11 protein-coding genes are annotated in these 12,876 nt (G+C 62.3%); 7 read left to right on the forward strand and 4 right to left on the reverse strand.

Features of this window, described 5'->3' with window-relative positions:
* Window positions 1-67: 67 nt before the first annotated feature.
* Genes BMY68_RS10620 through BMY68_RS10630 form a run of 3 tightly spaced genes read left to right on the forward strand, consistent with a single transcriptional unit; the run spans window position 68 to window position 2,469 of the window.
* Complete coding sequence (locus tag BMY68_RS10620) at window positions 68-1,216, forward strand: pyridoxal phosphate-dependent aminotransferase (protein WP_085532255.1); 1,149 nt, start codon at window positions 68-70, stop codon at window positions 1,214-1,216.
* Entirely contained in the window at window positions 1,204-2,001 is a 798-nt protein-coding gene (locus tag BMY68_RS10625; protein WP_085532253.1) for an amidohydrolase, read from the forward strand. The genes BMY68_RS10620 and BMY68_RS10625 overlap by 13 nt, the downstream gene beginning before the upstream one ends.
* Before the next feature lie 54 nt (window positions 2,002-2,055).
* Window positions 2,056-2,469 (forward strand): hypothetical protein, encoded by a 414-nt coding sequence (locus tag BMY68_RS10630; protein ID WP_085532251.1) that lies wholly within the window; start codon window positions 2,056-2,058, stop codon window positions 2,467-2,469.
* A 68-nt stretch (window positions 2,470-2,537) separates the two neighbouring features.
* Here the strand turns inward: BMY68_RS10630 and leuA are convergent, their stop codons facing one another.
* The 4 genes from leuA to BMY68_RS10655 all read right to left on the reverse strand — a co-directional run bounded on the left by leuA (window position 2,538) and on the right by BMY68_RS10655 (window position 7,754).
* Complete coding sequence (gene leuA / locus BMY68_RS10635; protein WP_007929549.1) at window positions 2,538-4,217, reverse strand: 2-isopropylmalate synthase; 1,680 nt, start codon at window positions 4,215-4,217, stop codon at window positions 2,538-2,540.
* A gap of 336 nt (window positions 4,218-4,553) precedes the next feature.
* Window positions 4,554-5,375 carry a peptidoglycan DD-metalloendopeptidase family protein gene (locus BMY68_RS10645; protein ID WP_085532249.1) on the reverse strand — a complete coding sequence of 274 codons (822 nt, stop codon included), beginning with the start codon at window positions 5,373-5,375 and terminating at the stop codon, window positions 4,554-4,556.
* A 3-nt stretch (window positions 5,376-5,378) separates the two neighbouring features.
* A complete protein-coding gene (xseA, locus tag BMY68_RS10650) occupies window positions 5,379-6,758 on the reverse strand; it encodes an exodeoxyribonuclease VII large subunit (RefSeq protein ID WP_085532247.1) in 1,380 nt (459 codons plus the stop codon).
* A gap of 93 nt (window positions 6,759-6,851) precedes the next feature.
* On the reverse strand, window positions 6,852-7,754 hold the full coding sequence (locus tag BMY68_RS10655) for a LysR family transcriptional regulator (RefSeq protein WP_085532245.1): 903 nt from the start codon (window positions 7,752-7,754) through the stop codon (window positions 6,852-6,854).
* A gap of 101 nt (window positions 7,755-7,855) precedes the next feature.
* Here BMY68_RS10655 and BMY68_RS10660 point away from each other — a divergent pair, with 101 nt between their 5' ends.
* From BMY68_RS10660 to guaA, 4 genes are all read left to right on the forward strand, one after another.
* Window positions 7,856-8,623 (forward strand): sulfite exporter TauE/SafE family protein, encoded by a 768-nt coding sequence (locus tag BMY68_RS10660; protein ID WP_085532243.1) that lies wholly within the window; start codon window positions 7,856-7,858, stop codon window positions 8,621-8,623.
* Between the two features lie 144 nt (window positions 8,624-8,767).
* Window positions 8,768-9,316: a sugar ABC transporter ATPase gene (locus BMY68_RS10665; RefSeq protein ID WP_085532241.1), complete on the forward strand. Its 549-nt coding sequence runs from the start codon at window positions 8,768-8,770 to the stop codon at window positions 9,314-9,316.
* Window positions 9,317-9,512: 196 nt separating this feature from the next.
* Window positions 9,513-10,982 carry an IMP dehydrogenase gene (gene guaB, locus BMY68_RS10670; RefSeq protein WP_007929561.1) on the forward strand — a complete coding sequence of 490 codons (1,470 nt, stop codon included), beginning with the start codon at window positions 9,513-9,515 and terminating at the stop codon, window positions 10,980-10,982.
* A gap of 99 nt (window positions 10,983-11,081) precedes the next feature.
* Complete coding sequence (guaA, locus tag BMY68_RS10675; protein WP_007929562.1) at window positions 11,082-12,659, forward strand: glutamine-hydrolyzing GMP synthase; 1,578 nt, start codon at window positions 11,082-11,084, stop codon at window positions 12,657-12,659.
* The last annotated feature ends 217 nt before the right edge of the window (window positions 12,660-12,876 follow it).

A 12,876-nucleotide genomic window follows, 5' to 3' on the forward strand; every position in this document is an offset into this window, starting at 1 on the left:
GGTTTGGGCTATTCTCGGGACCTCCCCCGAGCCGCCGTAGAGCCGGGTGTTCAGCAGGGAATCACCCATGATCACCAGTAAGCTGCCGAATGTCGGCACCACCATCTTCACGCAAATGTCGCAGCTCGCCGTGGAAACCGGCGCGCTGAACCTGTCCCAGGGTTTTCCCGATTTCGATGGCCCGCAGGCCCTGCGCGATGCGGTTGCCCGGCATATCGCCAGCGGCCACAACCAATATGCACCGATGACCGGCCTGCCGGCCTTGCGCCAGCAAGTGGCGGCCAAGATCGCCCGCAGTTATGGCGTGCAGGTGAATGCCGATACCGAGGTAACCATCACTCCGGGGGCCACCCAGGCGATCTTCTGCGCCATCCAGGCGGTGATCCAGGCCGGTGACGAAGTGATCGTCTTCGATCCTTGCTACGACAGCTATGAGCCTTCGGTAGAGCTGGCCGGCGGCCGCTGCGTGCATGTACAGCTTGGCCTGAACGATTTCGCCATCGATTGGCAGAAGCTTGGCGAGGCCCTGAGCCCGCGTACGCGGATGATCATTCTCAATGCTCCACACAACCCCAGCGGTGCGCTGATCAGCCATGCGGAACTGGACCAGCTGGCTGCGCTGATTCGCGATCGGGATATCTACCTGGTCAGCGACGAGGTGTACGAGCACCTGGTGTTCGACGGCATCCCCCACGCCAGCGTGCTGGCCCATGAGGAGCTGTACCAGCGGGCATTCGTGGTCAGCTCCTTCGGCAAGACCTATCACGTGACCGGCTGGAAAACCGGCTACGTGGTCGCACCACCGGCCCTGAGCGCGGAGCTGCGCAAGGTGCATCAATATGTCAGCTTCTGCGGCGTGACCCCTTTGCAGTACGCTCTGGCGGACTACATGGCCGAACACCCGGAACATGTCGAAGAGCTACCCGGTTTCTATCAGGCCAAGCGTGATCTGTTCTGCGACCTGCTGGCACCTTCGCGATTCAGCTTTACCCGGGTGGCCGGTACTTACTTCCAACTGGTGGACTACTCGCAGATCCGCCCGGACCTGAATGACGTCGAGATGGCGATCTGGATGACCCGCGAGCACGGTGTCGCGACCATTCCGGTGTCGGTGTTCTACCAGGAGCCACCGCAAGGACAGCGTCTGGTGAGGCTATGCTTTGCCAAGCGTGAGGAGACGCTGCGTCAGGCAGCGGAGAAGCTATGCGTGATCTGAGTGCTTTGCCCAATCTGAATGTGGCGCTGATCCAGACCTCCCTGGTCTGGCACGACCGCCAGGCCAATCTCGAGCACTTCGAGCTGTTGCTCGAACAGGCCCGGGGCGCCGACCTGATTATCCTGCCGGAAATGTTCACCACCGGATTCTCCATGGAGTCCGAAGCCCTCGCCGAGGCGGAAAACGGCCCGACCAGCAAGTGGCTGCGCAGCCAGGCCGCCAGGCTCGATGCGGTCATCACTGGCAGCGTGATTATCCAGGCCGCCGACGGCAGCCACCGCAACCGCCTGTTGTGGGCTCGCCCTGACGGCGAGGTCTGGCATTACGATAAACGCCATTTGTTTCGCATGGCGGGCGAGCACGATCACTACACGCCGGGCGAGCGCCAGGTGCAGTTCGAACTCAAGGGTTGGCGGGTCAGGCCTCTGATCTGCTACGACCTGCGTTTTCCGGTATGGAGCCGCGATGCCCAGGATACCGACTTGCTGCTGTACACGGCCAACTGGCCGGGGGCGCGGCGCCAGCACTGGAACCGTTTGTTGCCGGCCAGGGCCATCGAAAACCTGTGTTATGTGGCTGCGGTCAATCGGGTTGGTACCGACGGCAAGGGGTTTGCCTACACCGGGGATAGCCAGGTGCTGGATTTCCAGGGCGAGACCCTGCTCAGTGCGGGGGAGGCCGACGGGGTATTCCAGGTCTGCCTGAATGCCGCGGACCTGGCGGCCTACCGCGCGCGCTTTCCAGCCTACCTCGATGCGGATACCTTCGAGTTCACCCAGGCTTAAAGATCTGTCGGGGTGGGCCGTTAAGGGGTAAGAGGATTTTCAGGGAGATTTGTCATGACCACTATCGGTGCCGCGAGCATCAATCCATTCCCGCTGGGGGCCGCGCCGCAAAAGCTCAACATCGCCGAGCAGCAGGCCAGCCCGCTCGAGGTGCAGGACAAGAGCGCTGTCGATGACAGCGACTCGGTGAGTGTCGACATGCGGGAATACGGCGCCAAGGCCGACCTCAGCTCATCCACCGCCGATATCGTCGCGCAGTTGCAGAAGCAGATCGACCAGACGGAAAAGACCCTGTCCGAGCAGCAGTCGCAATTGTCCGGGGTGCAGAAGGGCCAGGCGAGCGAGGAGCAGAAGGCACAACAGGCCTTGGAGGTGCAGGCGCAGATCGCGATCACCGCCAACAACCTGCAGGTGTTGCAGGCGGCCTTGCTCCAGGCGCTGACGGCGCGGATCAATACCACCGCCTGAGCGGGGCAATAAATACACAGCAAAAAAAGCCCCGGATCATCCGGGGCTTTTTTGTCGCCGTAAAACCGTCAGGCGGCTTTGGCGTCCAGCTGGCTCAGGGAGCGGTTCAGCGCGCTGAACAGGGCCTTGAAGCTGGCGGTGGTGATGTTTTCATCGATACCCACACCGTGCACCGCGCGTTCGCCGTTCACGCGCAGTTCGATATAGGCCGCGGCCTTGGCGTTGGTGCCCGCGCCGATGGCGTGCTCGTTGTAGTCCATGATTTCCACCGGAACCGGCAAGCCGGCCACCAGGGCTTCCAGGGCGCCATTGCCCTTGCCGCGCCAGTGCAGGTTGGTCTCGCCCTGGCCCTTGCCGGACACTTCCACTTCCACGGCGCTGTGACCGTTTTCTTCCTGCAGGCGATGGCTGACCAGCGCGTACGGGGTGTTGGCCTGCAAGTATTCGCTGTGGAGCAGCGCGTGGATCTGCTGGGCGGTCATCTCCAGGCCCAGGCGATCGGTTTCACGCTGTACCACCTGGCTGAACTCGATCTGCATGCGGCGCGGCAAGCTGATGCCGTATTCCTGCTCCAACAGGTAGGCGATACCGCCTTTGCCCGACTGGCTGTTGACGCGAATCACCGCCTCGTAGCTGCGGCCGATGTCGGCCGGGTCGATCGGCAAGTACGGTACTTCCCACAGCGCATCGGATTTCTGCTGGGCGAAGCCCTTGCGGATAGCATCCTGGTGCGAGCCGGAGAAGGCGGTGTGAACCAGGTCGCCGACATACGGATGACGCGGGTGAACCGGGATCTGGTTGCACTCTTCGACCACTTTGCGCACGCCGTCGATATCGGAGAAATCCAGTTCCGGATCGATGCCCTGGGTGTAGAGGTTCAGGGCTACGGTGACCAGGTCGACGTTGCCGGTGCGTTCGCCGTTGCCGAACAGGCAGCCTTCGACGCGGTCGGCACCGGCCATCAAGCCCAGCTCGGTGGCGGCTACGCCGGTACCACGGTCGTTGTGGGTGTGCAGGCTGATGATCACGCTGTCACGACGGTTGATGTGGCGGCCGAACCATTCGATCTGGTCGGCATAGATGTTCGGCGTGGCGACTTCGACGGTGGCCGGCAGGTTGAGGATCACCTTGTTGGCTGGCGTCGGGTTCCAGACCTCGATCACCGCATCGCAGACTTCCTTGGCGAACTCCAGCTCAGTGGCGCTGAAGGTCTCTGGCGAGTATTCGAACTGCCATTGGGTTTCCGGCTGCTGGGCAGCGTATTTGACGAACAGCTTGGCGGCATTCACCGCGATCTCTTTCACGCCTTCCTTGTCCTGGTTGAAGACAATGCGGCGGAACGACGGGCTGGTGGCGTTGTACAGGTGGACGATGGCTTTCTTCGCCCCGCGCAACGATTCGAAAGTGCGGGCGATCAGGTCTTCACGGGCCTGGGTCAGCACCTGGATGGTGGTGTCGTCCGGGATGTGGCCGCCTTCGATCAGGGTGCGCACGAAGTCGAAGTCGGTCTGCGAAGCGGCCGGAAAGGAGGCCTCGATTTCTTTCACGCCGACGGCGACCAGGGTTTTCCAGAAGCGCAGCTTCTTCACCGCATCCATTGGCTCGATCAACGACTGGTTGCCATCACGCAGGTCGGAGCTGCACCAGATCGGCGCGCGGGTGATGGTCTTCGACGGCCAGGTGCGGTCCGGCAAGTTGATGGTCGGGAACGCGCGGTACTTCGAGGAAGGGTCTTTGAGCATGCTCATGGGGAAATCCTTATTGTCCGGGCCGAAAAGAGGCGGCCTGCCGGTGAATCAATGGGTGTGTTGTTTGAAGCAGGGGACGAGGTACCGCGACTCAACCTGGCAGTCGTGCGCTGACGAGGCAGAGGCTTCGGTGTTGACGGCGCTGAATGAGGGTGTGAGAGGTTTTCATGCCCTCAACCCTAACCACTGGGGTGAAAGATGGCAAGCAGTCGAAAAAAATTGAGATAAATCTCTTAAAAATGGTTTTTTGCGAGATTTTATTCTGTCGAGCTTATGGCTGGCTCGATCTTATTGCGCAGAGTTTTGAACCTGCGCAATCCCTGCGGGAGCCACGGCTCAGGGCTGGAAGGCCCCGATAAAGATCGCCGGATCGACCCGGGCATCGTTCAGGCTGACGTTCCAGTGCATGTGCGGCCCGGTGGCGCGCCCGGTGGAGCCGACTTTCCCGACCACTCCGCCGCGGGCCAGTTGCTGGCCGACCTTCACGTCGATCTTCGACATATGGCAGAACATGCTGATAAAGCCCTGGCCGTGGTCGACGAATACGGTATTGCCGTTGAAAAAGTAATTGCCGATCAGGATCACCTTGCCGGCCGCCGGCGTCTTGATCGGCGTGCCGGCGGGCACCGCGAAGTCCAGCCCGGCATGCGGATTGCGCTCCTCACCGTTGAAGAAGCGGCGGACGCCGAACTTGCTCGACAGCGGGCCGCTCACCGGCTTGTCCAGCAGCAGGTTGCTCGGGGCGTTAGGGCTGAAACTGCGGTAGGCGCGGACCTGCTCGGCCAACTCGGCGTCGATGCGCTTGAGGTCGGCCGGATCGGGGTTGACCTGGCGTTTGTTCTTCAGCGTGATGTGCTGTTCCGGGTACTTCTTGCTGCCCACACTGAAGTTCAGGTTGCGACCGCCAGCACTGATCTGCTGGGTGCCGGGCTTGACGGTCAGGGGGATGCCGACAATCGCCAGCCAGTTGTTCTGTTCCTTGACCACCAGCAGCGGTTTTCCCTGGTAGCTGGCCTTGGGCGCCTGGGCGGCGCTGCCCAGGTCGATCACCGCCACGCCGCCGGGTACCGGTTTGTTCAGCAGGCGCGTGATGTAGCTATCGGCGTGGGCGTTGAAGGTCAGGCACAGCAACAGCAGGGAGCTCAGAAAACGCGGCATGGATCAATCCAGTAAAGAAAGGGTGACAGGCGTCAGGTGATTGTCCTCGACCCGGACCTGCAGTTCGCCTTCGCCGAGCCGGGCTTTGAGGCGCTGGCCCGGCTGGGTCTGTGCGGCGCTGCGAATGGCCTGGCCGCGTTCGTCCAGCAGGATGCTGTAGCCACGGCCCAGGGTGGCCAGCGGGCTGACCACATGCAGGGTCTGCATCTGGCTTTGCAGTTGTAGGCGACGGGATTTCAGACCTTCGCGCATGGCCCGTGGCAGGCGTTCGGCCAGGCTGTCGAGGCGTTGCCGCAGCAGCGCCAGTTGACGCCCGGGGTGTTGGCCGGCGAGCCGGGTTTCCAGGCGGATCAGGCGCTCGCGGCGGGTATTGAGGCTGCGCTCGAACGCCCGGCGCATGCGCATGTCCAGGTCGTCCAGGCGCTGCGCTTGCTGGCGCAGGCGCTCACCTGGGTGACGCAGGCGCCGGGCCATGCCCTCCAGGCGCAGACGATCACGCAGCAGCCGGTCGCGCATGCGCATCACCAGGCGCCGATGCAGGCTTTCGACGCGGTGTTGCAGGTCGCTGGCGTCCGGCGCGAGCAGTTCGGCCGCCGCCGAAGGCGTTGGTGCGCGCACGTCGGCGACGAAGTCGCTGATCGATACGTCGGTTTCATGACCCACGGCGCTGACGATCGGCGTGACACAGGCATCCACCGCCCGGGCCACGGCTTCTTCGTTGAAGCACCAAAGGTCTTCCAGGGAGCCGCCGCCACGGGCCAGGATCAGCGCATCGAAGCCACGGGCATCGGCCATTTTCAGGGCGCGGACGATCTGCGCGGTCGCCTCGCGGCCTTGTACGGCAGTAGGGATCAGGGTCAGGGCCACCTGTGGCGCGCGGCGCCGGAACACGCTGATGATGTCGCGAATCACCGCCCCGGTCGGCGAACTGATAATGCCGATGCGCTGCGGATGGGCAGGCAGCGGCACTTTGCGTTCGCTGCTGAACAGGCCTTCGGCGCTGAGCTTTTCCTTCAGCGCATCGAAGGCCAGGCGCAGGGCGCCGTCGCCGGCCGGTTCGACCGTATCGAGGATCAGCTGGTAGTCGCCGCGGCCTTCGAACAGCGAGACCTTGCCGCGTACCTTGACCGCCAGGCCGTCCTTCAGCGCCTGGCGCACCCGCGCGGCATTTTGCCGAAACAGCGCGCAGCGCACCTGGGCACCGCTGTCCTTGAGGGTGAAATACACATGGCCGGACGCCGGGCGGGCGAGGTTGGAAATTTCGCCTTCGACCCAGATGTTGCTGAACACGTCTTCCAGCAACACCCGCGCACGGCCGTTGAGCTGGCTGACGGTCAGGACTTCGCGGTCCAGGCCGAGTCTTGCAAAGGGATCTTTAATCATGGGGCGCAGTTTAAAGGCATTCGGCAAACAATCTCCATGGATCGAAACAAAAGGAGACGATGCCTTTGCCGGCCTCGAATACGCCTTCGGCGGTTAGGGCGTGAGAGCGTTGTGGAAGTGTTCGATGAACTGCTTGACCAAAGGTGTCGGATCTTGCCGACAGGCGAGGGCGACCGTGCTCTGGCACGCCGGGTCCGCCAAGGGCAGGAAGTGCAGGCTGGCGGGCGCGATGTCACGCATCGACTCGGGCAGCAGGGCGATGCCGAATCCGGCCTGGATCAACTGCAACTGCGTGGTCTTGCGCGACAGCACCCGCGCCGCCTTGGGGAAAAAGCCCTGGCGCATGCACAGCTCGGCCGACAGGTAACTCAGGCCGCCACGCTGCGGATGGGGAATGGAGATAAAGGCTTCGTCGCGCAGTTGCGCCAGATCCACGCCCTGCTTGGGAGGATTTGCTGCCAGAGGGTGGCGTGGCGGCACGGCCAGCAGCAGGCGTTCGCTGAACAGCGGCGTGATCCGCACGCCCTCGCGCTGGCGCAGTACCGGCAGTCGTAGCAGGCCGATATCCAGCCGGCCTTCGGCGACTTCCTCCAATTGCGCTTCGGAGGACAGGGTGGCGATATCCATCGAGGCCCCCGGGCACCGCTCCAGGTATCTGCTGATGGCGCGCAGCAAGCGGCCGCTCATGGACACGGTGCTGGAGTGGCTCAGGCGCAATGTCCCCAACTGCCCCTGGCCGACCTGGGTCGCCAGTTCGCTGGCCTTGTTCAGCTCATCGAGCAGGTTGCGGGCGCGCAGGTAGAACGCCTCGCCCGCCGCCGTCAGCCTGGGCAGGCGCGAAGTGCGCTCGAACAGCGGGGTCTTGAGGTGGGTTTCCAGTTCCTTGATCTGCCGGCTGAGGGCGGACTGGGCAATGAACAGGCGTTCGGCGGCGGCGCTGAAACTGCCGCTGTCGGCGATTTCCACGAAGTAGCGCAGTTGGCGGGTTGAAATCACGCGTCATGCCTTTTTGAGATGAGTAGATGGCTTTGATGATATTAGTCGCAAGGCTTGTGGCTGGCTAAAGTCATTCCTTGATAAAGAAGGAAGGCGAATCGATGAGCATGGTCGAGTTGTTGGGGCAGTGGTCGTGGGGGACGAGTGGCTGGTTGGCGATCGGCCTGGGGATCGCCCTGGCGTATATCGTGTTTGGCATCGCCGGGTTTGGTACGGCGCTGGTGGCCGGGCCAGTGCTGATCCTGTTCATGCCGCTGTCGAAGATAATCCCGCTGCTGGTGCTGCTGGATTTTGTCGCGGCCTTTGGCAATCTCCTGCCGTCGCGGCGGGATGTCGATCGCTCCGAGCTGTTGCGCCTGCTGCCGTGCATGGCACTGGGCTGCACCCTGGGGGTGATCTTCCTGCTCAACCTCAAGTCCGATGTGTTGCTGCTGTTGATGGGGCTGTTTATCAGTGCTTATGCGGTGTACAGCCTTTGGGTCAAGGCAAGGCCCAAGGCGCTGGCGGCGGGCTGGGCGATTCCCATGGGGACCGTGGGTGGAACGTTCGGCGCGCTGTTCGGCAGTGGCGGCTTTTTATATGCCATCTATTTGAACAGCCGCTTGCCCAAGGATGCGGCGCGGGCTACCCAGAGTGCATTGATCAGTTGCAGCACGGTGGTACGCCTGAGCCTGTTCGCCATTGCCGGCGTTTATGCGCAACTGCCTTTATTGGTGCTGGCGCTGTGCTTGTTGCCGGCCATGGCCCTGGGCCTGTGGATTGGCCGACGGCTGACCATGAGATTGTCCCGCGAGGCGTTCGTCCGGCTGGTGACCTGGCTGGTGCTAGCCAGCGGCATTGCCCTGGTCGGTCGTTACCTGAGCACTTGACCTCTGGGGTTCAGGGATTAAGCTGCGGGCCCTCGGATTTGCCAGGCACGCCGACTTCTACACTTATTGGCAGGTATCGGCTCGCTGACGGTACTGTTCGAGCAGGCGACGCAGACTTCCCTTCAAACGCTTCAGGCCCCATCCATGAACTCGCAAAGCATCATCGTCCCGAAAATCTCCACCTTGCCGGTTCACGAACCCCGCGCCCGGGCGATCGTGCGCTGGCTGGTGCGCAAGAACATCGTCGAGGAAGCCTTGAGCACCTGTGGCCGTACCGGCAATCGCATGGCGCATGCGATCGCCCCAGGCGCGCGGGATGTGGTGCTGCACCCGGAGGCCTTGCCCTTCGGTGAACCGGTCAACGGCCTGGAAATCATTACCAAGCGCTGCATCTATACCCCGGCCAAAGGGTTTCTCGAGGAAGCGGGTTGCGCCGAGTGCCGCCAGGAAGTGGGGGAGGCGCTGTTCGAGAGCCTGGAAGACTGGATGCCCGGGCGCACCGATAACTTCATCTGCCCCGAGTGCGGGCATGAAGATGACATCAATGGCTTTCTGTTCTTGCAGGAGTGCGGGTTTTCCAACCTCGGTTTCATCTTCAACAATTGGGCAGAGGCCGGGTTCAAGCAGAGCTTTCTCGACGAGTTCGCCGAATGGCTGGATCAGCCGGTGAGCTGGGTGAAGGTGGAGTTGTAAGGCGATTTCGGCAGCCGGTTCCGGGGGGGTGAATTCATCATCGGCAGGTGTCATGTCTGTTCGCGAAACAGACGCTGTGTTCCGGCAAATTCCCCATCCATCACCCCGTTGATAATAGACAGAGTTTTACATTGAGCCCGGGTAGGTGTCTGAGTATAATGGCGCGCTTCCATTTTCCCGCTCGGGAGCCCCCGCGATGCTGCGTATCAGCCAAGAAGCTCTGACCTTCGACGACATTCTCCTAGTGCCTGGTTATTCCGAGGTGCTTCCTAACGAAGTCAGTCTCAAGACCCGTCTTACCCGTGGCATCGAGCTGAATATTCCACTGGTTTCCGCCGCAATGGACACCGTCACTGAAGCCCGTCTGGCAATCGCCATGGCTCAGGAAGGTGGCATCGGCATCATCCACAAGAACATGACCATCGAGCAGCAAGCTGCCGAAGTCCGCAAGGTCAAGAAGTTCGAAGCCGGCGTCGTCAAAGACCCGATCACCATCGAGGCTGACGCCACGGTGCGCGACCTGTTCGAACTGACCCGCATGCACAACATTTCCGGCGTTCCGGTACTGCACGATGGCGACCTGGTCGGCATCGTCACTTCCCGTGACGTGCGTTTCGAAAACCGTCTGGACGCCAGCGTCCGTGAAGTGATGACGCCTAAAGAGCGCCTGGTCACGGTCAAGGAAGGCGCCGACAAGAACGACGTGCGCGAGTTGCTGCACAAACACCGCATCGAGCGCGTGCTGATCGTCGACGACAAGTTCGCCCTCAAAGGCATGATGACCGTCAACGACATCGAAAAAGCCAAGGCTTACCCGCTGGCCAGCAAGGACGATCAAGGTCGTCTGCGCGTCGGGGCTGCGGTCGGTACCGGTAAAGACACCGGTGACCGCGTTGCCGCCCTGGTCAACGCCGGCGTGGACGTGGTGGTGGTCGACACCGCCCACGGTCACTCCAAGGGCGTGATCGACCGCGTTCGCTGGGTCAAGGAGAACTACCCGCAAGTGCAGGTGATCGGCGGCAACATCGCCACCGGTGCCGCAGCCAAGGCCCTGGCCGCGGCGGGCGCCGATGCGGTCAAGGTCGGTATCGGCCCTGGCTCGATCTGCACCACCCGTATCGTCGCCGGTGTCGGCGTACCGCAAATCAGCGCCATCGCCAATGTCGCCGCGGCCCTTGAAGGCACCGGCGTTCCATTGATCGCCGACGGCGGCATCCGCTTCTCCGGTGACCTGTCCAAGGCCATCGTCGCCGGTGCTTCCTGCGTGATGATGGGCTCGATGTTCGCCGGTACCGAAGAAGCGCCAGGCGAAATCGAACTGTTCCAGGGCCGTTCCTACAAGGCTTACCGCGGCATGGGTTCGTTGGGCGCCATGTCCCAGGCCCAGGGCTCTTCCGACCGTTACTTCCAGGACTCCTCCGCGGGTGCCGAGAAGCTGGTTCCGGAAGGCATCGAAGGCCGTGTTCCCTACAAGGGCACCCTGACCGCCATCATCCATCAGCTGATGGGTGGCCTGCGTTCTTCCATGGGCTACACCGGTAGCGCCAACATCGAAGAAATGCGCACCAAGCCAGAGTTCGTACGCATCACTGGCGCCGGCATGGCTGAATCCCACGTCCATGACGTGCAGATCACCAAGGAAGCGCCAAACTACCGCGTAGGTTGATGCTTCAAGCAAAACGTTAAATGACCGGGGCTGTTTTATTCAGCCCCGAGTCGTTTCTGAATCACGACTGTTTTCGAATTACCTAGACGAGACTGAATCATGGCCCTCGACATTCACGCCCACCGCATCCTGATCCTCGATTTCGGTTCTCAGTACACCCAATTGATCGCCCGTCGCGTGCGTGAAATCGGCGTGTACTGCGAACTGCATCCGTTCGACATGGATGACGAAGCGATTCGCGAATTCGCTCCCAAAGGCGTCATTCTCGCCGGCGGCCCCGAGTCCGTGCACGAAGCCAACAGCCCGCGTTGCCCGCAAGCGGTGTTCGACCTGGGCGTGCCGGTCTTCGGTATCTGCTACGGCATGCAGACCATGGCCGAGCAAATGGGCGGCAAGGTCGAGGGTTCCGAACTGCGTGAATTCGGTTACGCCCGCGTCGATGTGGTCGGCAAGAGCCGCCTGCTGGACGGCATCGAAGACCACGTCGACGCCGACGGCCTGTTCGGCCTCGACGTGTGGATGAGCCACGGTGACAAGGTCACCAAGATGCCGCAAGACTTCCACATCCTGGCCAGCACCCCGAGCTGCCCGATCGCCGGCATGTTCAACGACGACCTGCGTTACTACGGCGTGCAGTTCCACCCGGAAGTGACTCACACCAAGCAGGGCGGTCGCATCCTGTCGCGCTTCATCCTCGACATCTGCGGCTGCGAAGCCCTGTGGACCCCATCGAAAATCGCTGAAGACGCCATTGCCCAGGTGCGTGCCCAGGTCGGCACCGACAACGTGCTGCTCGGTCTGTCCGGCGGCGTCGACTCCTCGGTGGTCGCGGCGCTGCTGCACAAGGCCATCGGCGACCAGCTGACCTGCGTTTTCGTCGACAACGGCCTGCTGCGCCTGCACGAAGGCGAGCAAGTGATGGCCATGTTCGCCGAGAACATGGGCGTCAAGGTGATCCGCGCCAACGCCGAGGAGCAGTTCCTCAACAACCTGGCCGGCGAAGCCGACCCGGAGAAGAAGCGCAAGATCATCGGCCGTACCTTCATCGACGTGTTCGATGCCGAATCCTGCAAGCTGGACAACATCAAGTTCCTGGCCCAGGGCACCATCTACCCGGACGTGATCGAGTCGGCGGGCGCCAAGAGCGGCAAGGCCCACGTGATCAAGTCGCACCACAACGTGGGCGGCCTGCCGGAAGAAATGAACCTGAAGCTGGTCGAGCCACTGCGCGAGCTGTTCAAGGACGAAGTCCGTCGTCTGGGCCTGGAGCTGGGCCTGCCGTACGACATGGTCTACCGTCACCCGTTCCCGGGCCCGGGCCTGGGCGTGCGCATCCTCGGCGAAGTGAAGAAGGAATACGCCGACCTGCTGCGTCGCGCCGACCACATCTTCATCGAAGAGCTGCGCAAGGCCGACTGGTACCACAAGGTCAGCCAGGCGTTCGTGGTGTTCCAACCGGTGAAATCGGTGGGCGTGGTCGGTGACGGCCGTCGTTACGCCTGGGTCGTGGCCCTGCGTGCCGTGGAAACCATCGACTTCATGACCGCGCGTTGGGCGCACCTGCCTTACGAGCTGCTGGAAACCGTCAGCGGCCGGATCATCAACGAGATCGAAGGCATCTCCCGCGTCACCTACGACGTGTCGAGCAAGCCGCCAGCCACCATCGAGTGGGAATGATCCCGGCCGAGTGATCGGCCACTGATCGTTCAGGCAACAGCAATGGCGATCGAGACCTTCGGGTGTCGATCGCCATTTGTGTTTCAGGGTCTTTAAAAAACCCGCTTTCCAGCCCTCCCGCAATACCAGGAAAGACTTGGGCCCATCGTCGTCCGCCTGGCCTGTATACCCTCGACAGACATTCATCGAACGCCCTGCGGCGGCCTTTGGCGATGCC

Source organism: Pseudomonas sp. NFACC41-3 (genome assembly GCF_900109505.1).
Lineage (GTDB): Bacteria > Pseudomonadota > Gammaproteobacteria > Pseudomonadales > Pseudomonadaceae > Aquipseudomonas > Aquipseudomonas chlororaphis.